We start from the raw sequence: 24735 nt of genomic DNA, 5'->3' as shown, positions 1-24735 counted from the left end.
TTGAGATGATTTTATCACTTAAAAGTTCAGTTTTGTATGTGTCATAGGCTTTACGCTTACTTTAATACTACTGTACAACAATATTTATCCAGTAAAATTGGATGTAAATATCCAATTTCAACACGAATGTTTTTTAAATTTATTAGGCTATTTTAAGATGACTATAGATTTCTTGTAGTGGTTTGTTTCTCTTTGCGGATTTGTAGATATATAAAATAAATTCTTTAAGTGATAGATTTTTCTGATATTCTATAGCTTCGCCAATAGTCCTAAGGGTTGAACTTTCTTGAGTTAATCGAATAATCTCTAAAAAGTTTATTGCTAAAAATGAAATTAGAAAATATCTCTCAATAGATAGGATGTTACGAATCCTATATTTATCAAAGCCTAAGTTGCTTTTGAGATATTTGTAATTGGTTTCTATGCTCCAACGTCTAGAGTAATATTCAATAATAGTTTTAGCATCTAGTTCAATATCTGTAGAAATCAAATATACTGGGTTTTTAAAATCATCACCATCAACTTCGTAGGAAATAACCACTAAGGCATTCTCTAGTTTCGCTACAGGTCCTTCATAAACATATACCCTATAATCCTTATCTTTGACAGTCACGACATCTAAAGTGCAGGGGGCTATGTGCTTTGCAAATTGAGAAAGCTGAAGCTTTATTCCTTTAGGAGATATAAGTCTATTGGATTTTACTGCTCCAATAAAATGATATCCTTTTTGCAAGCTGGTATAAACTATATCTTTATTGCTATACCAAGAATCTGCAAGAACATAAATCTTGTTACATTGGGATGGTGCATTAAAGTCAGCTATAAATTTTTTAGCTATATCTACTTTACTCAAGAAAGACCTATCAATATCTTCGCATTGTTCTTTTCTATAGTAAGGCTGATATTGAACAGGTACCGATATATCTCCTGCTAGAAAATTTGAAGTTACCACACAGTGAGACCATATACTTTTGCCTTCTATGTGAGAAAAATGATAATCTAAACCTTCCACTTTTTTAGCTGAAGGTTTGGGATTAATAGTATCATCAATGATTAGAAGGCCTGTAGAATTAGTTTCTACATGATGGTTTAAAACTAGGTTCAGGTGGGATATACGATTTCTATTGATTAGGGCATTATCCCACTCAGATTTACTTAAGAACTTGTAAATACTGCTACTATCTTTAGCTGATAGAATAGCTTTAGAAACTGAATTTATTGATTTATTGCCGTCTACGACTATTAAACCATGCATTAGATTACTTAAATGATCTAACTGTGGCTTAGACATTCCATAATTTACATCTTCAATATAGTTGTAAATTTCTTGGCTTGGATTTAAAATATTAGTAGTTGTATATGGCATAGTTCTCAACCTCCGTTAGTAATTGTGTGGTAACTTTTATTTAACATAAGTTGAGGATTTATGCCATATTTATTTTTTGGAAGTAGTAACAATTACGATTTTATTTTTGCAGAACTAAAGTTATTAAACAATATTCTATTAATCAGATATCTTTATATAGGTTTCATTTATTTCTACATTATTATCTAAATTTAATTTCCATATTTCCTTTTGTTCATTCCCTCCTATATTAATTCCAAAATAAAAGGATGGGTCTAAAAATATAACTTGTTCATTCTTTAACTTTATTTCAATAGCATCACAAATCAACTCTTCTTCTTTTTCTTCTAAATTATAAAATTTAATTATATCTATGCAATTACCAATTGCACCATCTTGCGTTAAAATAATTTCACTAACTGATGATTTACCTTTCATCATATCCTCATCAATTTCGAAATTATGATTTACTGAATTTACTACTTTAATCCTTAGTTTAGAATATTGATTAATTGACTCAAATTCTATAAATTTAGAATTGATTTCAAAATATATAAATCTCAAATCAGGATAAAACTGTGCTATGCCATCTTCAATATCAACAAATCCAGTTAAATATATGTTGTCAATATCATTATTCCTTACTACTTTTTTAAAAGTATTTATCATTTTTATTCCTCCAATTATTTTATTTTTTTATCATTTGAATTCCTAAATCCATTCCTTCTCCAGATTTTATTAAAGTACGGAATTCACCATTTTCTTTTAATATTACAGTTACCCCATTTCCACGATATATTCTATCTGCTTCAAATCCCTTTTTTATGGTTCCCATTCCTTCAAACTTAACTGTACCATCATTAATTATTTTTCCTATATCATCTAAGAATTCTTGTCCATGAGTCTTATACTTAGAATATTTTTTACCAGTAATCTCTTCTAAAAGACCTTTATGTCTTACAAAATGGTCTTTAAAGTTTTTTCCTGCTGTTACATTAAGATTACCCATCCCCTCAGCTGTCTTTATTGCCTTACTATCATTTACTACTTTTCCAACATCTTCTGGGGATACTTTGCTCTTAATGTTGACTCCACTTCCACCTTTTTCTTTTATAGTGCTATTATGATAAATTTCATTAAAGTTCTTCTGTACTTCATTTTTCTTGATCATTTTAATTTTTTTAGATGCATTTGATGCATCATCTATTAAGTTTATATTTCCTTCTGGTGTTGCTAATTTAAACTTTGGCTTCGGTTTGATATTTTCCACTACATTATTCATAGCGGCTCTTATACTACTAACTTTACCTTCTTTGTACTTATATACTTTTATAGCTACATCATCAAGTCCTTTAGCCAAATTTTTTCCTAGTAATTTTGATGTTTCTTTTAATGATTTTGTTTCTTTACCTATTTTTATTACTTTAGCTGTTTTAGATACATCTTCTATATTCTCTACTTTTTTTACAAATTTTCCTAATTTTGCTGCATCTCGTCCTGTATCTCCAACTTTTGCTACTACCTTTGCTTCCCCTACTCCATAAAGCCATGATCCAATTTCAAATATTCCTTGTCCTACTGCTTCTGCCCTTTCTTCTGGAGTTCCATGGATTATTTTTTGATCAACATATTCCTTTGCCCCACTATATATTGCAGGAAGCATTTCTTCTTGATATGCAAATATTTTATTAATTCCTTCTATAGCTTCAAGTGGATCTACCGCTACATTTACAATTCCTTCTACCGTTCCTCCTAATCCATCTACAACCAACCCATGTGCCACAGATCCTGTAATAGAGAATACATTACTTTCTGCATTTTTTCCCCTGACTTTTGTAAATTCTCCTACAAAATCTGATATGCCTGGAATATTTTTTTCATATACAAAAGAGCCTATTCCTTGCCCTACATCTGTTATAGCATTCTTTACTTCACCTGTAATTTTTTTGCCTAAATTTGTAGGCCAATTTAGTAAAGGATATTCCTCGATTACCGCTTTTCTTGTTTGAAATAAAAAGTCTAGTAAAATACATCCTTTATGTACTTTTTGTATATTTCCATACGGAATATAACCTAATGCAGAATAAGCCCCTGAAGTAGTTGTCCCTCTTATTAATTTGGGATAGGTCTCAGCCCATTCTTGTTTTACTTTATCTAGAATTCTCTTATTTTTCTTTTTTACTTCCTTTATTTTTTTACGTACTGCTTTTTTAATGGCCTTATTACCTTTTTTAATATTTGTAATAGCCTTTTTTGCAAGAGCTACTCCGGGTATGGCTGATACTACTTTTTTTAATATGCTTTTACCTGTTCTTTTTACTGCCTTAATTACCTTTGGTACGCATGCTTTTATCTTTTTTCGTATTCCATCAAACACCCTTCCCTCCCCCTTTATTTTATTGAATTATTTCTATTTGTTCAAGCTGTTCCTTTGTGAACTTCACTTTTTTAAGTTGATCTTTACTAAATTTACTCCTATACAATCTTGCTTGTTCAAATATTGCATCTGTTAAATCCGCTCCCAAAAAGTTCCCTTCTATTATGGTAGCTTCTGTAAAATTAGCTTTTTTAAGTATGCTGTCTTTAAAGCTTACTTCTGTAAATCCCGTCTTTTTCCATTGGTTTGCCTCATTTTTTCCTGTAAATGCTACACAATATTGTAGATTTGCTCCTGTCATATCTACTTTTTCAAAATTTGCACTATGAATCATAGATAGCATTAAATTTGCACCAATCATGGTACTGTTTTTAAATTTTGTTCCCATCAATAGGCTTATACTCAGATCCACTTCATCTAAGTGACTATCTCTAAAATCTGTATAACGCAAATCCATATTGTTATATTTTAAATTTCTCAAATCTATCCCTCTAAAATCCTGAAAACAATAACTTTGTCTTTCGTTTTCCTTTAACCACTTCTTAATCTTTTTATAGTTTTTTTCTTTGTGCTCCATATGTATAATGTCACAAGGCTCATAATATTCGCCTGCTTGGATTTCTAGTATATCTTCTTTTTCTATAGCTAAATATTCTTTTGTTTCTATTGCCTCTATCAAGCTATATCTCATAAGCTCTACTAGATATTTGTGAAAATCATCTAGATGACCTAACATGATCCTTTCTACATCTATCTCACTTATTTTTAACACATATTTTTTAGAAGCTTTCAATAATTTTTGCCACATTTCTTCAAAATATTTATAAAAGAAACCTACATCCATCTCCCCTACCCTTATACCATCATTCAAATACCAATCTTTATCATATACAATTACCCTATATACATATTTATGCTGCAAAATTTTTGTCCGTAGCAGAGTATATATAATAAAGCCTGTTTTTCCTTTAGTACTTTTTTCTAATTCTTTTATATTTGTACATATTTCTTTAAATGAATCTAAATATAACTTTTTTAATGTATCCTTGTTTTTTTGAAAATCTTCTTCTAAATCAATAAGTATCTTATCAAGTACTGATTTTACATCATTCTCGTAAAATTTTCCCAAAGTATTCTCTATCATTTTCTCACCTGTTACTTAGAGCTTTCTTCTATTTTTTCTGGATTTTCTTTTATGGTCATTATCATTTGTTTAATAATAGGTCTCCATTCTTTTTTCTGATATACATTACTATTAAATGTTCCCATCAGTAGTTGTCCTTTTATTTCCATAAAAAACATAAAATTATATACATCACCATCTAATAAGGGTACATCAAAGGAAAAATAACTAATGCTTTTTTCCCCTACTTTTATGGTCTCACTATCTTCTATTTTTGAAGCAGGATATAGCCTTTCCATTTGTTTTTGTAATATATCTTTTACTTCTTCTATTTCTTCATTATTAATAATCCCTTCTTCTATACTAAAAGTTACATTCACTGTAGTATCTTCATTTGTATAAATATAATCTGGCTTGTCCCCTCCTGGATATTTAATTTCCGCTAGTTCTTCATCCATAATTTCAAATTCCTTTGGTATAAACATAAGGATTTCTCCATCTAAAAGCTCTCTTTCTTCAATCTCTAGCTTTTTGTATTTTACGATTACAAATCCATCTTGTATGTTATTTTTTATATTATAAATATTTTTACTGTCTTCACTTTTCGATTCCTTAATCTTTTTTATAATTTCTTCTGCATAAGTTTTTTTAACTTCCATGTATTCTCCCCCTTCATTGCAAATACATAGTATCTATCTCTTTATATGAACAACTTGATCCACTATTATACTAGATTCTCTAGTAGCTAAAATGATTTTATCCTTTGATTCCACTTCCATACTCTCACATTCTACATACATTTTATTTTCTGTCTTGATTTGAATATCATTATTGCTAGTTACTTCAACACCTGTTTCATCAGCCATTTTTATGTACAGCACATTTTCTACTGTACTAAAGCTTAATTCTTTTGACCCTAGTTTCATTTCTTTTCCATGGATTGTTCCATAATATTTTGTTGATGGATCTTGAACCTTTGGATTTTCTTCTCCATCAAGCCTGTTTACGCTCTTTACATAAGCTTCTCTTTCATCTGTTCCTTTTATGTACAAATTTACACTGTCTCCTATTTGAGGCGTACTATAAAAGCCTGTTTTTCCTTCTGTTGTGTAGCTTGTGTCCAATTGATACCAGTTTGCTTGATTTATACTTTGAGTAGTGTCTATTGATAAATGAAGCTTTAGCTTGTCCTTTTCTCTAGCAAGTACTTTTCCATCTATGGATACCCCTTTAATTTTTTTATTGTATAAAATATTTTGTTTTATTCCTTGTTCTTTTTGTAGCTTATACCTATGAATTAAGATTCCTTTCACTAATTCAGAGATTTTTTCAACTACTACAAATACCACTTTTTTATATGTGATCTTATCCCCCAACTCATAATTTTCCAAGCTTTCAACTGTATAAAAAAGCATATCTTTTTCCCTAAAGCTTCCATAGTTTTTTTCAAAATTTAAATATTCCTTTATTTTTTTTTCTATTATATAGTTATGATTTTTTTCCTTGTAACTATTTCCGCTATTCATCCCTATATATATTTTGGGTTTATCAGATTTAATTTCTGAAAATATCTTAGCTCCTACATGAGAGGCTACTCTTTTTATAAATTCCCAATCTGTCTCTTCATATTGTATAATGGCACTATTTTGAAGAGCTCCTTTTGTTGCCATATCCAATATATAACCATCATATTCTTTGATAACTTCTTTAAATATATTTGTATATGGATTATATTTGTCTTGAAAACTTCTACTTTTTACTTTAAAATCTAAATGTATAGAATGGCTGTTAAGCACTATATAAATGTAATATACATCATCTATATGCTGAATACTTATATTTACTGGAACCCCTGAAAAAATTACTTCTTCTTCATATTCTGTTTTTATCTTTATTTTTATATTAGTTTGAATATTTAAATTATATATTGCATTTGATTTTTCTGCTTCATCTAATATTCCTGTTATGTATGCGCTAGCATGATTATTTAAACCTTGTTCAATTTTTAAATTTGTTATTTTATAAAGCTTTACTGGCAAATCTACTATCAAATTTTTATAAGATACTCCACTTTTCATCATTTATCACCTCTACTTTAAACTTACTGGGATAAATTTTATGCCACACAAATTTTTACGCAAAATATTTTCTGCTAAATGTAATGATACAATCAAATATTCCTGTTTTTCAAATATCACTCTAAATATATATTTATTTTTTATTTTATCTTTTATAATGGACAGATTATCATATCCCATATAAGGCTTCTCTTCTAAACAATCTTGTATTTGTATATCTATCTTCCAATATATTTTTTGATTTTGTTGTTTTTTATCTGTTATAAAAAGTGGTATAGCAGTCATATGATCTGCATATATATCTAGCAATTCTTTTAATTCATCTGATACACAAAAATAATTCTTAAATAGTTTTTTTATGTAAAAATAGTCAACAAACATTGTATTCTCGTGAAACTCTGCATATGCAACTGAAGCTTGTGTTGCATCTATATCTACTGTAGATAAATCAATTTTTATTGGTGATAAAACTCTATCATCATATTTCATTAAAAAATATTCCATATTCTCACCTTATATTGCTTTATTTTTTAATTAATTCTTACATCTTCCCCACAGATATCAATCTTACTGTCAATACTTATTTCACTTGTTTTACACTTAAGTTTAATCTGTTCCCCAGCCAATATTTTGATGCTATCTTCAGCCTCTAGTTTGATCCCTTTATCCGTTTTAAATAAAATAGGCTCTGAACTGACTATTTCTATCCCTTTATTTTGATTTAATTTAATGTATATTACCTTAGACTCTCCAGTTTCTTTATCCATCCCATTAATACATGTTATGCATATCTCATCTGGACCAAACTTTAATTCTTTACCATCTAGGGTTCTAAAATATTTTATATCTGGATTTCCGATTTTATCTGTGCTTTTATTCATAACTCTTATGGAGTTCATTCCTACCCCTTTATCCTCTTCTTTGGTAGGAAAATAGATCAGCACTGTATCATTTAATTCTGGCATACAATACCAACCACTATTTCCTTCTGCTGTGTATATTGTTGTATAAGTAAATTCCCATGCCTTACTTTTATCCTGAAATTTATCTATTTCTAAATGTACCTTTAATTTATCATAAACCCTTTCTAAAACTTTTCCCTTTAGAGATATACCTGCTATTTGTTCATTATATAGACGGTCTTGACTAAGACCCATTTTCGTTGAAAGAATATATCGAAACAATAAGATTCCATTTTTCATTTCTATTTCTTTACTTTTGATATATAAATGGATATTTTGATAAGTTACTTTATCACCTATTTCATAATCGTAATATGTCTCAATATGAAATGTTATAGCATCTAATTGCTTTAAACTTGGATTTGTATTTTTTGATGATTTCATGTATTGTTCTATATTCTTTGTTACATAATAGTTATAATTGTCTATTTCTCCTAATTCATTTCCTTCTAAAATCCCAAATACAATTTTGGGTCCTTCATGCTTAATAGATGGAAGTAATCCCATATTAAAATGTGAGGCCATTCTTTTCAAAAATTCCCAATCTGTTTCCTCATATTGTATAATAAATTTCTCGATTTTTTTGCCTTGAGATGCCTTATCTAATATTGCTCCACCACTATAATTGGTTATTATGCTTTGTATCATATTTTTATAGGTCATATTTTTATCTTGAAAGGAACGATATTCTTTTTTTATGTCCGTATTAAAAGAATTTGAAGCTCCTTTTATTTCTAAATAATAAATATCATCTATTGCTTCAACTTGTATGTGCTGTATCATTCCTTTGAACAAAATTTCAGACTGACTGCCTTCTATAAATATTTCTATTTGTTCTTTAGCTTTGACTCCTTTTACATAATCATCTTTGCATTCGTCACTAAGTATTGCTGTTAAATATAGATATGCATGGTCATTAATATTTTGTATAATTTTTAACTTTTTAATTTGTTGAATCCCTACTATATTTGTTCTTAGTTGTAAATAAGTTATAGCAGACATCTAGACCCCTCTTTCACATTTTTTATTCGATTTGTCCTGATTGTTCTATTTTAATAATTCCCCCCTTCACACATGGTACTATACAAATGTTTAATAAAGCTAACTCATCTTTAATCTTAAAATCTTTTTTTCCATTTATCCACTTTACCATTATGGATGGTATACATGGAACTGGTGGTTGTGTTTTTGTACACATAGCAAAGGGCATGATATTTACATTCCCAACATGATCAGCAATAGTTGCTTGATTCTTTCCTTGCATACTGACTCCATGATTTTTGGGGACTTTTAATTTACTCGTTACTGTACCAAATGTACAACTTAGTACTGCCCCTTCCTTAACTTTATAAATAGATTGTGTCATATTTTCCCTCCTTATCTTTTAATCTACAAGTATTTTCTTTGATAGATAGTTTCTATCTCTTTTGTTTCCTTTATTGGATTGAATCTGATGAAGGATTTCGACTAAAAATTTATATAATTTTTCATTGGAATAATCCTTATAATCTATTTCTAGTCTTGCTGCTATATAGTTTAAAATCAATTCTTTACTCATTGACTCTTCATTCTTTAAACATTGCATACAAAAGCTTATATCTAGTGGATTGCTTAATTTGTGCTGGAATGCTTCCTTTGCAAAATAATTTAATACATAGGGTGATAAAGTACTATTTCTATAGGCTGCAAAGGGTGTGTGAATGATATTTAATGTATTGTATTCTGTTATTAAATCTTCAAAGTTTACATAATTGTTTCTTAATTTTGCACCTTCTTTTAGTTTGAACCTACAAAGTTCTATTTCATCTTCATAGATGTGTATATCTGAATCTATAAGTATTTGTGTACCATGACTGACAAAATCTTTGTTTGAATTTTCCCCTATAAATTTTACTTTTAAGATAGCTGTTTCATTTGTATGTACATAGGGTATTGTATAATTTTCTTTTAATATATAAATTTCTTCATCAAAGTAAATCATTCCAGGTTGTATAATAATGTAATCATCATTTATCAAGAGTCTACATCCTGTTAAGATACCATTTGAATATCCATGAAGATGCAGTTTAATCATATCTTTTGAAAAATCTCTTACATGCTCTAGCATCTCAATTTTTAAAATTCTTCCTCTACCAAATATAGGGGATTTACTGACAAACAATGGACCACCCCATTTCTATTAAGTTTATTACTTTAATCCATCAAAAAAGTTTTGCTCCCAAGTATCATTTTCAAAATGAAAAAATGCTTCTTTTCCTATAAATAAAATTTCATCTTCCCTTAAAATAGGCACTACACAAAATCCCCATTCTTCTTTTTTTGCCCATACGAAAAATTTTACTTCTTCATTCACAATGTTGTCTGTTTCATCTTGTATAATCATGCCTTTGTATTTTTCTTCTATTTTTTCAAAGGTTGTTTGAATGAAATCTTCTGGTTTGTTTTCATACTCATACTCATGCCTGATCACTTCATTTGCATCTTTTAAATAAAGCTTTAGGGTAATCCTTTCCATAAATCTTGAAATACTTCCACTTGTATTTTCTCTATCTAAGCTATGAATCAGTATTTTTTCATTTCCGCTATGAGTATAGGCACTGATTACATATGGTAATGTAGGGATTTGTGTCTTTAAATTTGCATTTATATAACCAAACTTTTTTGCATATAAATACTGAAGTGCTCCTTTCAAACAAATAAGCTTTAAGTCATAACAATCTTTTTTTCCCTTATTTCTTCTAGATTGTATGATCCTTCCCGGTACAAATTCTTTTAGCGCTTCTCTAAATAAATCTACTTTGCAAGATTGCCCTGTCAATTTAATAATTGAATATTCCAAAAGCTTGTCTTCTTCATAAATATTTTCTAAAAACTTTTTCATAATATGATAAATATCAGCTGTTAGTAAAGTATGAACATCATACATACTTAAAGTTAAAGTAGGTGCATCCTTCATAGGTTCTAAATCTTCACCTATATATGTATGGATTTTCCACTTATCATATAAAATTGTATTTGGATTCAATAAATGATCTTCTTTAGGTGTAATCAATACTTCTAAATATTTTTTATGATGAAAAAATACTTTTTTTATTTGCTCTGCCAGTTCAAATAATAAATAAAAATTGCTTTTTACCTTAAAATATTCTTCACTGCTTTTATTTTCATAGTCTTTAAAGTGAGTAGGAATAATATTTTCTACCTTCTCATATATAGCGTCTAATTTTTTATAAATTTCAAATACCCCATGTTCATCTACAAATCTAAATATATCTACATCAAAATCATCTAAAATATTCATTTTTGTATTCTCCTGAGGATGAAGTAATTGATTTGCAAAAATGATTTTTATTAGCTGCATAATGCGAAATGTTAGGTTATTTCCTCCAAAATCTGTATCTCCATTTTCATAAGAAGTCTCTATATCTATTTCATAAGATACACGATTGTTTTGTATCCTAAAATCACAAGAAGATAAATCTGTAGTTCCTCCTCCACAATCTATAATCAAAGCTTTATAAACTCTTCCTTCTTCGTATGTTTTTTTATCAATGAGTTCAGATATGGTATTAAATAATACGGCCGCCCCTTCATCTAACATATTTTCATACTCTAGCTCATAATCTGTTAAAAGCTCTTTAAACATGGTATAGAATCTGTATTTTTGTTTAGAAGGACAAGAAATATGTATTTTTTTAAATTTATATTTAAATCTTTGTTCTGAAAGATTTATAATATATTCTAAAAAAGCTTTGATCATATACTTTCTTTTTATAAAAGTTTTTTGCCCTTTGATATCTGTAATCTTTTCTTCTCTTTCAAAGTCACTAATCCACCTTTTGATATCATAAAATATACATATGCCATCATCTACATAGCTTGATTTAGATAAATGAATAGCATCATAAGAAAAAACATATTTTATTTGTTGATCATCTATAGACTTTATTCCTACCACACTAGGAATAAGAGGGGTGATCTTTAAAGTGTCAGAGGTTGTATCTAAAACTTCTAGTATCTGAATGTTATTTTCTTGATCTTTCTTTTTTAAAATGTTGGTTTTATCTAATGTATCAAATAATTCTTTATTGATATAAATACCTGCTGTAGTATTTGTAGTACCAAAATCAATGGCTAAGGGAAGATCTGTTTCTACTAACTGTTTTATGATAAAATCTAAAATAGGCAGTTTATAAAATTGAATATATTTAGGCATATACTTTGTATTTTGATAATAGATGTCATAAATAAATTCTGACTGTTTTTTTTCAAAATACAATAAACTATAATGCTTCTTTGTACTTTCTTTGGCTTCAATTGCTTGACTTTTTACCAAATAATAATTTTCATCATTTCCCTTTATCAAATTAAAAATCGTACATATGTTAAATTCTTCATCTACTAATAATACATTGCCTTCATCTATTCCATCTGTTGAATGAATCATATATTGATCAAATATTTCTACATTTACCCCATCATAAATGGTAAGCTTTGCTGGTGTATGAATGACCTTTTGATCTAATATTGTTTTATCTACATTTGTTATAAAATCTTGCAATCTCTCTAGTCCTTGGTTATCCTGTTCTCTGATCAATAAGCTTTCTTCTATTCCTCTATATTTCATAATTAATCTTATGAGTTCTTCTCTGTGAAGTGTATTGAGAGAATTTTTAATCAATTTTTCTTTTATACATATTTCTCTGAGTTGATAAGTTGTCATTTTTATCAATTCATTTTCTTTATATCTATCCTTTTTTATCTGCTCTTTTTTCCCATTATTATTTTTGTATAGTTTATACGAATATCCCATATCTGATCACCTAAATTTCTTAGACTAGTACAATACCATATTTTCCATTTTCATAGTATGATCCATTCCTAAAATACCAAAATGGTATTGCCAATATATAAATACTTTAAACTCTATATGTAAAAACAAATCTATTATAGTTTGTATTTTGTTTTCAAGTTCTTTTGTTTTGACTTGACCAATATATATAAGTATTTCTTTTTTATGATCTTGATTGATATATACAATGCTTTTTTCAAATATTTGATTGACTACGCTTTTGAATAGCTCTAAAGATACACCTGTTGTATATATCCTTATAAGACTTGATAATAAAATATCTTGCTCTCTTTTATTTAAATATTTTATATGTTCTTTTATATTTTCTGAAAATATATTGTCAAGAATATCTTGTAAAATATATTTTTTATAATATTCTTGTTTAGATAGCCCTTGTTTTAAATCTATATTTCCTAAATAGTGCATGATAATATCAAATAAAACCTCTCTTAACTCTATACTTTCCTTAAAATTTACATCAAAGAAATTTTTAAAGATAGAAAAAAACCTATAGTATGGATTTACTTCTACTATAAGTGTTTCATCTATTTCTGTTTTATTTAAATCTTCTAATGCAATTTCCATATAAGGACTATATACTTTTGCACATTTAAAAACAATTTTTTCTCTGTTTGTATTTTGACAATCTGCTTTAAGTAATATATCCCATATATAATTCATATCAATCTTCCTTCACATTTATATTCAGGATAAAAAAGTTGTATCTCTGAAACAATAAAACTTAATAAATCTCTTATTATAAAATAATTTTCATCCTTAGGATTAAAGTATAAAATCATGGTTTTTCCATACTCTCCATCTCTAATTTCATCTATAATAAAATCATTCATATTGTAGGTTTCTTCCTTCACTGAATCTTTTTTATGAACTATTTGAATATCTTTAAACTGAAGATGTTTCGATGTTTCTAAAGAATTTATCATTCTAATCAGTTCAGCTTTTGTTTTTATATTCATTCCATTTTGATTTGATAGTTTTTCAGCAAAACTAATTTTTTTTGAATTAGAAACCAGTTCAAAGCTATATTTTTCAATTTTAGATTCCTTGGGCTTTACTACTTTAAAGATCCCCCAATCTTTTGCTTCTTCCATCTTTGATATAATAATTAAACTGTCTTTTGTATGTTTAATATGTTTTATATCTTCATAATCATATTCAACTAAATATCCATGCTCTAAACCTTCTCCCTTTAGAGAGACATTATGTTCAAAATGTACAGTATCTTCACAAGGCATGGGAAATCCTGTACTTTCTAAAACAAGCTTTTGTATATTCCAAACAGGTACCATATCATATTCTATATACTGGCTGTATTGACCAAAATCTACATGAATCTCCTCAATTACTTCATCTTTTGTAATTCCTTTCTCGTATTTCACTAGTACTACATCTACAATTCTAGAAATATATGGTGCATTAATCGTTCTCCAAGGAATGTTATTTTTTATAAACATTCGATAAAGTCTATAAACTTCATCCCAGTACTTTGCGTTTTCTTTAATCTTAAAAAATGCATCATAAACTCTTTTATCTGTTTTTATAGTTCCTCTAAATTGAAGGTCTTTTTTTAATATATCTTTAAATATTAAGTAGTCACACTTAAAAAACACTTTAAACATATCTACCTGCTTATTTGTAAGCATATTCTCTAAAATCTGATTGAGATCATATTCTTTTTCTTCTACATCCTCTTCTAACATAGGATATAGAAAATAATGTATAGGATCAAAATCATTTTTTTTTACAATCGTTGTATACAAACTATAATTTTGTTGATTGTATTCAATTTCCTCAAAAACTCTTTTTTCTAGGGAATGATACATATCTTCACTATGCTCATATAAAGATATAAATACTTCGTTTAACAATTCTTTTAATAAAGCTCTATCTTTCAAATTTTCAATATGATTGATTTTATCATAGAGTTCTTCTTTCATTTTTTCTCCTTCATTCTTCATTGGCTTAATTTCTTTTTTCTATTAAAGCATCTATTGCTTTTATTTTTTCATCTATTTTTTTTACTTGATCTTCTAATTGGGCTTCTTCATAGATATCTTTTGCAAGCAGATATAATATTTTTGCTTTATTTAAGTTGCCATTATCAAACTTAGAATTTGCATCCTCTACATACATATCCGCTTTTGCTTTTTTCACAGTTGCTTGTTGTATTTTTTCTTGTGTCAATTGTATTTTTTTCTCTAATTGATCTGCAAAACTATACATCTCTATTTGTTTATACATTTCTTGTGCCATAATATAATACATTTTGGCATCATGATAACTTCCAATACTATAGCTTACATCTCCTTTTTTAGATATTTCCAAAGCATTCATTTGAGTACTTAATTTTTCTTTCTCTTCTTTTTCTTGTTCTTGAGCTTGAACTTTTTCTTCTTCTGCTATAGTCTTATCTTGTTCTTCTTGTTCTTTTTCTTTTTCTGCTTGTGTTTCAAAGATCTGATTTAATTTATCATCTGCTTCTTTTTTGGCTTCTTTAAAAAAGAGATTCGCTGCTAATGTTCTTGCCTGTTTATAATCTTCTTTTGCTCCTTCTAAATCTTCTAGTTCTTTCTTTTTATCTCCTTGTGTTAATAGATCTAGTACTTTTATATATTCATTTGTTTTGGTCAATTTTTTACAAATATAATCTTTTCCAAGGTTATCTGCATAATAAGCTCTTTCTTCTGCTAATAAGTATTCATCTAAAGCCTCTTGATATGCTGCATCCTGAAAACTTTTATCTGCTGCTAAAATGAATTCTGTAAGCTTAAAGTATTGATCTATATCTTTTCTTTTATCTTCTAGTTTTAATTGCTTCGCTAACTTTAGAGCATTTTTATATTCTTCATTCGCCCTTATAAAATTTTCATCTTCCATGTAACTATTGGCATTTTTTACGGCATAGTTCATTTCATCAATTTGTTCTAATCTTTTTTGATGTTTAACATACCATACAGAAAAAATTACTGCCACAAGGATAATGATAGGAATTACAGTCAATAAAATTCTTTTTATCGTTTGTTTTCTTTTTGGATTTTGATATATTTTATCTACAAATATAACTGCTAGTGTGTAATTTTCAATATCTTTATGTTGTTTTGATAAAAGCATTTCTTCTACGTTATCAACTACTTCTTGTGCTTCTTTTGCATCTACCAATCCATCTTTTATTTCTTCGCTATCTATATTTTCCCAAATTCCTTTGGTACAAAGAGTAATTACATCTCCATTTTGAAGCTTAAATTTTTTTGATATATAAGGAGTTATTTTTTCATCTTGTCCTAAATAACAATATAAATTATTTCTTTCTGTATGCTTAGCAATTTTATCTAGTTGTACTTTTTCTCGATCAACCAATTGCTGGGTTAAAGATTGATCTTTGCTTTGGTGTTTTAAAAACCCTTCTCTAAATAAAGAAAATCTCGTATTCCCCACCAAAGCATATCTTACTTTTATATAATTAGTAACCACAATAGTAATGGATGCTTTCAATCTTAAGTTTTTACTTTGATCTATTAACTCTTTATTGGCAATTTTAAATAATTTACTTAAAAAGCTTCTACTTATACTAGGACTTGTACTAAAATTACTAATTATACTAGCTACTGCTATTTTTGCACTTTCTAAATCTGTATCATGATCTATTCCATCCGCAATCACATAGATTGCAAATTTATCTAACTCCACAAATGCAAAATAGTCTTTGTTTTGTAAAGAGCTTCCTGACTCTGATATGAAATTTGTTATAAATTTTGAATTCATTTTTCTCATAATCTTACATCCTTAATTGATTTCCTCTATATCTCATGACGATAATGCTTGCATTATCTTTGTTTTGTATAGAGTCATTATTTAACTGACAGATAATATTTTCTGCTATTTCATTACATGTTAAATGCTTTTTCATATTCTCTTCTAGTATATTCCATGAAATATATTGATGTATCCCATCACTCATCAGAACAATGATGTCTTCTTTTTTTAGTTGGACAGGTACATCATATATTTCTACATCCTTAAATCCATCTTGTCCTACATAATTGAGTAGCCTTTTTTCCTTCAATGCCCATAATGCTTGTTGTTTACTTATTTTCCCTTGATAAAAACCTCTTTTAGCCAATACATTGACTGTATGCCCTTCACTTAAGGGTATTAATTCATTATTTCTAAAAACTGCAATCATTGTATTTCCAACTAATGCATAATGCAATAAATTATCTATAATAATGGCACATACAATACTTGCACCGCCTTGATGATCCTCTAAATTTTTTAAAATTTCTCTATTTGTAATATGAAAAGCTCTTTTTAAAAAATAATTTATATTGTATATAAAATCCTCATCCACAAATAATTTTTTGAAAATATTTACTGATAGTTGGCTTGAAATTTTTCCTGCATGACTCTTTCCTCTTCCATCAGCTAACACAGCTAATAGAGCTTTTCCTTTTGAAATCATATCCATAGCATCTTCTTGTAGCTCTCTATTTCCTATAATAGAAGCACTTCCTACTTCAAATCCATTGTATAATTTATTTTTATAAAGTTTGATTTTTATCATTTGTCTACATATGATTAATAACCCTATCACACTGATTAGACTAGTCATAATCATATACTTATTTTGATATATAAATGCTCTCATAGAGATTACTCCCTGCCTATATCATCCCATTCGAAATGTTCTCCACAAAATGGAATGAACAAAAATTTACTTTTTCCAAGTTCTATTACATCATAAGGTGATAATTCTGTTGGTATATATACTGCCTCATCATTTAAATATGCAATCCCTGAGGCATCTCCTGGTAGTAAAACTGAATTTCTTTTTTTAGGATCATAAACTACAATAGCATGATTTCTTCTTGAAATCTTGTTGTCTCCTAAAATTTGTATATCCATATCATCAGCTCTACCTATAAAATTTTTACCCTCTTTTATTTTGTAGTCTTTTCCTACTCTTGCCCCTTCAATGCAAACCAGCCAACCACATACAGGCTGTATTTCTTCTTTTAATAATTCCTCTTCAATATCAAAATCTTTTGGAGGCAATTGAGGCTGTTCCTTTGATGCTGTTTCTATATTACAATAAGGACATATGGTTCCATATCTTCTTGCACTAAACATATGACCATTCTGACATCTAATAAGGCTCATTTACTAACACTCCGTTTCATCTAATCAAAAGTTTAGTTTTAGCTATAAAGACAACATCTCCTTTTACTAATGTACAAGGTTTGTCCTTTGATAATTTATATCTTATTTTGTCTTTAGCTTTTTGTATCCGAATACCATTTTCAGAATATAAATCTTCTATATACCAAGTACCTGATGCAAAATTTAGAACAGCATGCTGTGAATCTACTAATGATGCATAACTAGATGTACTTAAATCTATATCAACTTCCATTTCTTTCGTATTCCTACCTATGACTAAGGATGTTTTGTTTAACAAATCCCATTCTTTAATAATTTGATTTTCTTCATTTAATAAAGCCAAATTATTAATAATGTTTGTAGAATTTATCTCCGAATATTGAATATTCTCTTTTTCATTTGAAACAAAAATCCTCATTGTATAAAATATGGCTATACTTCCTAATATGAAGATTAAGAAATATTCCCAAAAACTCTGATTCATGATCATATATATAAAAACACATGTTATCATTGAAATAATAGCTATTGTCAAATCAATAATTGTTATATTATGCGAAATTGACTTTTTCAAAATATCAACTCCATTATTTTCTTTTTACTTTAAAGAAAGAATCAAAAATATTTGTTGTATCCATAGGATTTTTTTTATTTTGATTACCAAAGTCTTTTTTCATTTCTTTAGTTTTAGGATCAAAGCCAAAAAAATTTTCAAACTCAAAATTCACATTCAAATTGTCTGTTCTTTTTTTATTTTTCATTTGTTCTTTCATTTTACTAGAATGCTGTGTTTTTTGTTTCACTTGCTCTTCATTAAATAATTTTTGATCATATTCTTTCTTTAATTTCTCATCCATTAAAATATTATAAGCTTCTGTTATTTCTCTGAATCTTTCAGGTAAAGATGTATCCTTTGGATTTACATCTGGATGGTACTTTTTTGCTAATGTTCTATATGCTTTTTTTATTTCACTTGAAGAAGCATTTGTATGAATTTCTAATATATTATATAAATTTTTCATCCTATCCTATCCTTTACGAATTATATAGATGTCCTAAAAAGGACATCTATACTATGCATTTAATTAGGCACCATATCCGCCTTCTATAGTTACTTTATCTAATTTATCTTTTTTCTGTCTAATAATTAATTCAAATTCTCCTACGCCTTCTGTATCTCCAAAATTTTCAATATAATCTACTACGAAAGCATTTGGAAAGAATATTTTTCTTACTACTTGATCTGCTGATATTACTTCTACTGTTACTTTTCTATAGCAATCTGCTTTTTCTGCAGGAACTAATGACCAAAGTCCCATTTGTCTAGTACTATCAAAAGGATCTCCATCTACTGCTGTTAATACTTTCCCACTAATAATCATAGTTGAACCTACATCTTTTGTACGTGCATTAGAATCTTTTGGTATATCTGTTTTTAATTTTACTTTCTGTACACTTTCAACATGAAGTTCTATGGTTTCTGCACCTTCAATTTTTACTCTAAAGCCCATATTGACACATCCTTTCTATCACTTTTGTATTTTATTATTCTTCAAATCCACCTTCTAGTTTTACCATTGGTGTTTTATCTTTTTTCTGCTTCATATGTAAATAAAATGTTCCTATACCTTCTTCATCTCCATAATCTTCTGTATAATCTACTATAAATGCATTAGGTAAATGAATTTGTCTTACTACCTGTGATGCTGCGATTATATCTACAGTTACTTTTCTGTAACAATCTGCTCGCTCTCCAGGTACTAATGACCATTGAGTAAGCTTTATGGTGCTATCAGCCTCTTCTCCATCTACTGCTGTTAATATCTTTCCTGTCACAATTAGAGATGTACCTAGATCTGTAGAACGTGCATTTGAATCATCTGGTGTATCTGTTTTAAACTCTACTGTCAATATGTTTTCAATCCCTAAATCAATAGTTTCAGGACCTTCTACTTTAAGTCTAAAACCCATTGTAACTCCTCCTTTTACATGATTTTTTATTTATAATCTCACTAATTGCTTAGTGTGGTTATACAATGAATAGATTTTATAAAATTTACCTCCAACTATTAATTTGCTACACTTCTTGTAATCTCTACTTCTAAGTTCTTTACACTTCCATTGAATGTAATATCTATATTACAGCTTCCTAATCTTTCATCTATTCCAAAGCTAATATCATCTCCTTCTTGAATAATGGAGTTGATATATCCTTTATTTGAAAGCCATTTGCTCTTTTGACTGTTTGGATTGTTGCTAAAAAATTTAACAATATTATCTTGTTTGAAATCATTTGTATGAAAACGCAACATTCTTTCTATATATGTTGTTACAATTGTTTTATATATAGACTCAAAATCATTGCCTACTGTTTGAAGGCTTCTCGCTTTATAAACTGTAATTTGTCTTATGTCTTTACCTTTTACTTGTGCATTTTCTGAAGAAAATACAAAACCAAAATTTTTTCTATTGATAGCATTTTTTATATTATTAGTAAATCCTGAAATTTCTTTTGCTAAAGTAGTTCTAACATTAAGAGCATTATCATCTGCCTCTATATCAAATCTAACACCTGGATATTCATGGGTTGCATTTTTAAATACTTCTCTTAAATATTCAGGACATTGATATGCTGCTACAATTCCTGCTGCTATATAAGAAGCCCCAATATATACACCTTCTATCCAGAGTTTTAAAATATCTTCTTTTTCTTTTGATAAATTAGCCAATCCATTTTCTTTTATGATCATCTTGCTATCAAGAATTACTCCTGATTTGTCTTTTGGAATGATGGTAAAATTAGGGACACAAGGAATAGCAAACTCGCTATAATCTTTTCTTGTTAAAGCTGTACATTTATCCATATATTTTTCTATACCATTTATCGCCATATTGCTAAATGTAGTTTCTTCATTTGTTTCAAAGCTGAAAAATATCTGTATTCTATAATCTTTTGCTACATTTAATAGCATTGTTAACGATTCCATAGTATTTACATCTGTTTTTTCTACATGTTGATTTCCTTTAAAGCGTTCCCTTCGTAATTGTTTTTTTCCACTCATGCCCATTTGCACAGATGGTACAATCCCATACCAAATAGTGTTTGAAAAGTCATTTTTATCATTTACTGTATTCAAATAAGTTACTAGACGAGGGATATTACTACTTTTTACAAGTAAATCTAGTTTTGTATTGCTTATTAATAAACTTGGAACCATACCTTTATTTTGAACTTGATACTGGTCAAAAAACATTTTTACTCCAAGCATTTTTTCAATTAATGGTTTTACAGTTTTTACAAATTCATCTTTCGCATTTTTATAAAATTCTAAGTATGTATTATAATTGTTGACTTCTGACTCTATATCTATCTTACTTTCTAAAGTAGATGTCAATGGACAAAATGTACGTACCACTAAATCTCTTACATAATCTGATTGCACATCATTAATTTGATCATAATCTTCTTTGAAGGCTTCAATTAAACCTGTATTTGCCTGATCGTCAAGTGAAACTAAAGCATTTTCTTCTTCTTTAGGAGCTTCTAAAATTTTCAATTCTCCATTTTCACCCATGCTTAGTACACCTATTTTTAGCTCCTCGTTATTATCTTCATTACCTCCATGTCCTAATAATAATCTAGTTTTAATATCTTCAATGGCTAGTGGAAGCATTGCCATAACATTATTGTAATTTTCACTAGCTTCTTCAAACATACAATTAAGCTTGTCTGCTATATCTAATTTTTTAGGATCTTCCTCATCTAATTGCTCGTATTGACCATATATATATTGAATTTCTTTTCTAGATTGTCGAATATCATCCATTACTTTCTTAGGAGAAAGCATCTCTAATAAATTTTCAAATTTAAAATCAACATTAGCTAGTCCTTGAGCTGTTTTTGTTTCTATGAGAGTAAATAACATCTTTAAAAAGTCATTAGACATATTAACAGGTATTTCGGTAATATATTCTTCTGATAAATTTTCAGGTTTTTTAAGTGTATACATAACCTTTTGATTTGTTGCATTGTAAAATGAATATACAACTGGAGAAAACTTATCTAAAAATTCATCAAAACTTTTTACCAAAAGCTTTTGATTGATCTCCATGATTTTATCATCATCTAAACTATCAATTCCCTTTGTATCACCTATCATAGTCAGCAAATCTAATTTCTCAGGATTTACTTCCTCAAATAATATGGTTCGATTGGTTTGTTCAATAATTTCCATTTTATACCTCCTATTTTAATTATTAATTATTTCATTTTTTACATTTTAATACATATTTGTGTAAATTTATTGTATTTTATTGATTTTATTTCATATTTTAACATAATTTTGATTTTACTTGTAATAGGAAAATAGTACTAAAGTAGATATTAATATGGTAATTTAATACTTATCGTACCTTATAATCAAATATTTTACATTTGTAGTTATTTATAATTTTACATTTTTTTATAAAATAAATGATAAATATTATCATAAAGCTTTATTCTGGTATATATATCTTGTCTTTTATTCAAATATAGTAATTATAATAAACATATGTACTGTATCTACATTTTAAATTGATTTAAAATATTATATTTCAAGATAGTTTATATCATTTATTTGCTCTAATTTATGGAGTAAGACATAAAGAATATAGCCATTGATCATATCTTTTATCTCATTAAAAAGCCATGACGCATGTCATGGCTTTTTAACAATCTCCTATTATTGAAACACTTGGCTTGAATTGATTATAATGTATTTCCATTTCAGATACACCATCTTCAAAGGTAATATACATTTTAGTCTTATACTCAAGGATACATCGTACCTTCTGAGGTACTATTTTCGTACCAATCATGATCGTAGCCTGTGACTCATGATAAAAAATTATAGTCTTATCAAACCCTTTTTCAAAATAAATTTGACTGGCTTTTAAAAAAGGTTTCTCTATTTTGGAATAAAGAAGGAGTTCCTCTAAACTAATTCTCTTTTTATTTTCAAATTGATATAGAGGAAAATTAAGAGGGGGAATCTCTTCCTCATCTTGTAGATGAAGAAAATACCCATCCAGTTTACCCGTAAATGTCTTTTGTGGCCCATTCTTTTTTCTATATATAATAAATCCTACTATACATCCAATTAGCAGACAAATAATAGTAATAGTAATGGGATAATAATACTGTAGTGTAGACATTACCCATAAAGTAATAGGTTTTGTTTGAAAGCTTTTCCCTTCATTGTCCATTACTTTAATAGAAAATGTATATTTCCCAATTTTAGAAGGATGTATTGTTAGTGTTGAATTGTTAATATTTAAATTATGCAAATCCATATCAGAATTTACAATCTCATATGTTAACAGATCACCATCAGGATCTTTAAAATATTTATCTAATGCATATGTCTTAGTTTTACATATAAAAGGTATTTTAATCTCATCAAAAAATTCACTCTGAGGTGGATGATTTTTAACATGAAAAATCAAGTCATTAAATTGCATATTAAAATCTTCATGAGTAAAGATAGCATTTAGAATATATTCTCCACTATTTTGTATGCTACTATCCATTTGTATTTTATCTTTTAAAACATTTGGGGATATACTAATTTTATTATTATTGTCCATTAAAACAATGTTAGGTGTTATCTTTTGATAAAATACAGGATCTTTAATTTGTTCATTATCCATATTATTTTTAAAATATGCACTAATCCTAAAAGGCTTATTCTTATAAATGGTATCTGGAGTATCTAAAATTAAGCTGATATCATAATCTGACAATAAGTATGATTTTATAGTGTCATTTTTCTTCCCTATAAATTCCAGAGTCATATCTTGTTTATCAGGGTTTAAAATTTTCGCACAAAAAAAATGATTAGATTTTGAAAAAGACACATTATCTCCTGAGTAAATTAGTTTAGGATACTGAATGGGTTCAGAAGCAACCAACAAAATATTTACCTCCCTACTCCATTGATCTTTAATAGGTATGGTTATGGATTGCTTCTCTCCTGTCGACATAGTAGCTGCAATAGGTTTTACCGTAGCCATAATGTGTTTTTTTATGATTTCAGAAAATATTTCTATTAAATCATTTGAAGTAGGATGAGTATAAAATTGAGCATTTGTTTCATGAGAAATCTTAGTAAGAATACTGGCACTTTCAAATTCATTCCCTAGAGTAACCGTATAAATAGGAATCCCCTTTTCTTTTGATTGGTGAATAACATCATTTACATCTTTGCTAGAGTCATTCACAGTTCGATTGCTGTTTCTAGGCAATTCATTTTCTCCATCAGATATTAAAATAATGATAGGTTGAGTATTCTGATCCTTATTAGATGTCAAAAGCTCAAATCCCTTTTTTAATCCAAGACCTATATCTGAATATCCAGATTTTTTTATGTTGCTAATAGCTTTTTTTATTGTAGATCTTTGCTTAGAAGTTTCTATAGGCATAGGTTTTAAAGAGGAATTAATGGAATGATCATACGCTACATATCCTACTTTAACTTTTTTTGACGGAAGAGCATCTATAAACATATTCATCATACCTATCGCCATTTTATTTTGATCATTTGCATTCATCGAATAACTAGAATCTAATACGAACATCACATCAACACAACTAGGCGTATACATAACCTCCTTTGCTAATACAGTTCCTGGCTGTATTAATATAAAAATAAGGAGCACGCACACACCTTTACATATTTTATTCACAATATCACCTCCAAATATATTTTTTGCTTATTGTATAACTATAGATATGTTGGAAGTGATTTTATCATATTCAATAAATTGTATCAATCCTTCT

22 protein-coding genes are annotated in these 24735 nt (G+C 28.0%); all 22 read right to left on the bottom strand.

Features of this window, described 5'->3' with window-relative positions; genetic code table 11:
* Positions 1–142: 142 nt before the first annotated feature.
* Positions 143–1366, bottom strand: a complete 1224-nt coding sequence (locus EK368_RS11805) for an IS701 family transposase (protein ID WP_129599963.1) — start codon at positions 1364–1366, stop codon at positions 143–145.
* A 138-nt stretch (positions 1367–1504) separates the two neighbouring features.
* Complete coding sequence (locus EK368_RS11800; protein WP_129599961.1) at positions 1505–2014, bottom strand: hypothetical protein; 510 nt, start codon at positions 2012–2014, stop codon at positions 1505–1507.
* Between the two features lie 19 nt (positions 2015–2033).
* Positions 2034–3722, bottom strand: coding sequence for a hypothetical protein (locus EK368_RS11795; protein ID WP_129599960.1), 1689 nt, complete (start codon positions 3720–3722; stop codon positions 2034–2036).
* Between the two features lie 19 nt (positions 3723–3741).
* On the bottom strand, positions 3742–4866 hold the full coding sequence (locus tag EK368_RS11790; RefSeq protein ID WP_129599958.1) for a pentapeptide repeat-containing protein: 1125 nt from the start codon (positions 4864–4866) through the stop codon (positions 3742–3744).
* An 11-nt stretch (positions 4867–4877) separates the two neighbouring features.
* Positions 4878–5504 (bottom strand): hypothetical protein, encoded by a 627-nt coding sequence (locus EK368_RS11785; protein ID WP_129599957.1) that lies wholly within the window; start codon positions 5502–5504, stop codon positions 4878–4880.
* 33 nt (positions 5505–5537) lie between these two features.
* Positions 5538–6926: a hypothetical protein gene (locus tag EK368_RS11780; protein ID WP_129599955.1), complete on the bottom strand. Its 1389-nt coding sequence runs from the start codon at positions 6924–6926 to the stop codon at positions 5538–5540.
* A gap of 9 nt (positions 6927–6935) precedes the next feature.
* Complete coding sequence (locus EK368_RS11775; RefSeq protein WP_129599953.1) at positions 6936–7427, bottom strand: imm11 family protein; 492 nt, start codon at positions 7425–7427, stop codon at positions 6936–6938.
* Between the two features lie 26 nt (positions 7428–7453).
* Entirely contained in the window at positions 7454–8887 is a 1434-nt protein-coding gene (locus EK368_RS11770; protein ID WP_129599952.1) for a hypothetical protein, read from the bottom strand.
* Between the two features lie 22 nt (positions 8888–8909).
* Positions 8910–9251: a DUF4280 domain-containing protein gene (locus EK368_RS11765; protein ID WP_129599950.1), complete on the bottom strand. Its 342-nt coding sequence runs from the start codon at positions 9249–9251 to the stop codon at positions 8910–8912.
* Positions 9252–9269: 18 nt separating this feature from the next.
* Complete coding sequence (locus EK368_RS11760; protein ID WP_129599949.1) at positions 9270–10046, bottom strand: hypothetical protein; 777 nt, start codon at positions 10044–10046, stop codon at positions 9270–9272.
* Positions 10047–10073: 27 nt separating this feature from the next.
* A complete protein-coding gene (locus EK368_RS11755) occupies positions 10074–12698 on the bottom strand; it encodes an acetate and sugar kinases/Hsc70/actin family protein (RefSeq protein ID WP_129599947.1) in 2625 nt (874 codons plus the stop codon).
* 24 nt (positions 12699–12722) lie between these two features.
* Positions 12723–13418 (bottom strand): hypothetical protein, encoded by a 696-nt coding sequence (locus EK368_RS11750; protein WP_129599946.1) that lies wholly within the window; start codon positions 13416–13418, stop codon positions 12723–12725.
* Positions 13415–14695 (bottom strand): normocyte-binding protein, encoded by a 1281-nt coding sequence (locus EK368_RS11745; protein ID WP_165000435.1) that lies wholly within the window; start codon positions 14693–14695, stop codon positions 13415–13417. Before EK368_RS11745 ends, EK368_RS11750 begins: the two co-directional genes overlap by 4 nt.
* Before the next feature lie 25 nt (positions 14696–14720).
* Positions 14721–16529: a PP2C family protein-serine/threonine phosphatase gene (locus EK368_RS11740; RefSeq protein WP_129599943.1), complete on the bottom strand. Its 1809-nt coding sequence runs from the start codon at positions 16527–16529 to the stop codon at positions 14721–14723.
* Positions 16530–16533: 4 nt separating this feature from the next.
* A complete protein-coding gene (locus tag EK368_RS11735) occupies positions 16534–17403 on the bottom strand; it encodes a PP2C family protein-serine/threonine phosphatase (RefSeq protein ID WP_129599942.1) in 870 nt (289 codons plus the stop codon).
* A gap of 5 nt (positions 17404–17408) precedes the next feature.
* The gene (locus EK368_RS11730; protein WP_129599940.1) at positions 17409–17915 is read right to left on the bottom strand and encodes an FHA domain-containing protein; all 507 of its coding nucleotides are present in this window, start codon (positions 17913–17915) and stop codon (positions 17409–17411) included.
* A gap of 16 nt (positions 17916–17931) precedes the next feature.
* Positions 17932–18489 (bottom strand): FHA domain-containing protein, encoded by a 558-nt coding sequence (locus EK368_RS11725; protein ID WP_129599939.1) that lies wholly within the window; start codon positions 18487–18489, stop codon positions 17932–17934.
* A gap of 13 nt (positions 18490–18502) precedes the next feature.
* Entirely contained in the window at positions 18503–18937 is a 435-nt protein-coding gene (locus tag EK368_RS11720; protein ID WP_129599937.1) for a J domain-containing protein, read from the bottom strand.
* Positions 18938–19000: 63 nt separating this feature from the next.
* Positions 19001–19426: a membrane-associated protease 1 gene (locus EK368_RS11715; RefSeq protein WP_129599935.1), complete on the bottom strand. Its 426-nt coding sequence runs from the start codon at positions 19424–19426 to the stop codon at positions 19001–19003.
* A 34-nt stretch (positions 19427–19460) separates the two neighbouring features.
* Positions 19461–19886 (bottom strand): membrane-associated protease 1, encoded by a 426-nt coding sequence (locus EK368_RS11710; RefSeq protein WP_129599933.1) that lies wholly within the window; start codon positions 19884–19886, stop codon positions 19461–19463.
* Between the two features lie 98 nt (positions 19887–19984).
* Positions 19985–22150, bottom strand: a complete 2166-nt coding sequence (locus EK368_RS11705) for a transcriptional regulator (RefSeq protein ID WP_129599931.1) — start codon at positions 22148–22150, stop codon at positions 19985–19987.
* Positions 22151–22625: 475 nt separating this feature from the next.
* Positions 22626–24641 carry a vWA domain-containing protein gene (locus EK368_RS11700; RefSeq protein ID WP_129599929.1) on the bottom strand — a complete coding sequence of 672 codons (2016 nt, stop codon included), beginning with the start codon at positions 24639–24641 and terminating at the stop codon, positions 22626–22628.
* Positions 24642–24735 lie beyond the last annotated feature (94 nt).

The organism is Anaerophilus nitritigenes, from assembly GCF_004138215.1.
Lineage (GTDB): Bacteria > Bacillota > Clostridia > Peptostreptococcales > Thermotaleaceae > Anaerophilus > Anaerophilus nitritogenes.
Note: the sequence above shows the minus strand (reverse complement) of the source record. Positions and strands in the feature narration are given on the sequence as shown.

Bases quoted from the DNA above. Each gene is read 5' to 3' on its own strand.
- EK368_RS11715 (WP_129599935.1), bottom strand. From the start codon at position 19,426: ATGGGCTTTAGAGTAAAAATTGAAGGTGCAGAAACCATAGAACTTCAT.
- EK368_RS11745 (WP_165000435.1), bottom strand. From the start codon at position 14,695: ATGAAAGAAGAACTCTATGATAAAATCAATCATATTGAAAATTTGAAA.
- EK368_RS11775 (WP_129599953.1), bottom strand. From the start codon at position 7,427: ATGGAATATTTTTTAATGAAATATGATGATAGAGTTTTATCACCAATA.
- EK368_RS11780 (WP_129599955.1), bottom strand. From the start codon at position 6,926: ATGATGAAAAGTGGAGTATCTTATAAAAATTTGATAGTAGATTTGCCA.
- EK368_RS11755 (WP_129599947.1), bottom strand. From the start codon at position 12,698: ATGGGATATTCGTATAAACTATACAAAAATAATAATGGGAAAAAAGAG.
- EK368_RS11770 (WP_129599952.1), bottom strand. From the start codon at position 8,887: ATGTCTGCTATAACTTATTTACAACTAAGAACAAATATAGTAGGGATT.
- EK368_RS11790 (WP_129599958.1), bottom strand. From the start codon at position 4,866: ATGATAGAGAATACTTTGGGAAAATTTTACGAGAATGATGTAAAATCA.
- EK368_RS11785 (WP_129599957.1), bottom strand. From the start codon at position 5,504: ATGGAAGTTAAAAAAACTTATGCAGAAGAAATTATAAAAAAGATTAAG.
- EK368_RS11805 (WP_129599963.1), bottom strand. From the start codon at position 1,366: ATGCCATATACAACTACTAATATTTTAAATCCAAGCCAAGAAATTTAC.
- EK368_RS11730 (WP_129599940.1), bottom strand. From the start codon at position 17,915: ATGAGCCTTATTAGATGTCAGAATGGTCATATGTTTAGTGCAAGAAGA.
- EK368_RS11765 (WP_129599950.1), bottom strand. From the start codon at position 9,251: ATGACACAATCTATTTATAAAGTTAAGGAAGGGGCAGTACTAAGTTGT.
- EK368_RS11800 (WP_129599961.1), bottom strand. From the start codon at position 2,014: ATGATAAATACTTTTAAAAAAGTAGTAAGGAATAATGATATTGACAAC.
- EK368_RS11735 (WP_129599942.1), bottom strand. From the start codon at position 17,403: ATGAGAGCATTTATATATCAAAATAAGTATATGATTATGACTAGTCTA.
- EK368_RS11740 (WP_129599943.1), bottom strand. From the start codon at position 16,529: ATGAGAAAAATGAATTCAAAATTTATAACAAATTTCATATCAGAGTCA.
- EK368_RS11710 (WP_129599933.1), bottom strand. From the start codon at position 19,886: ATGGGTTTTAGACTTAAAGTAGAAGGTCCTGAAACTATTGATTTAGGG.
- EK368_RS11705 (WP_129599931.1), bottom strand. From the start codon at position 22,150: ATGGAAATTATTGAACAAACCAATCGAACCATATTATTTGAGGAAGTA.
- EK368_RS11720 (WP_129599937.1), bottom strand. From the start codon at position 18,937: ATGAAAAATTTATATAATATATTAGAAATTCATACAAATGCTTCTTCA.
- EK368_RS11750 (WP_129599946.1), bottom strand. From the start codon at position 13,418: ATGAATTATATATGGGATATATTACTTAAAGCAGATTGTCAAAATACA.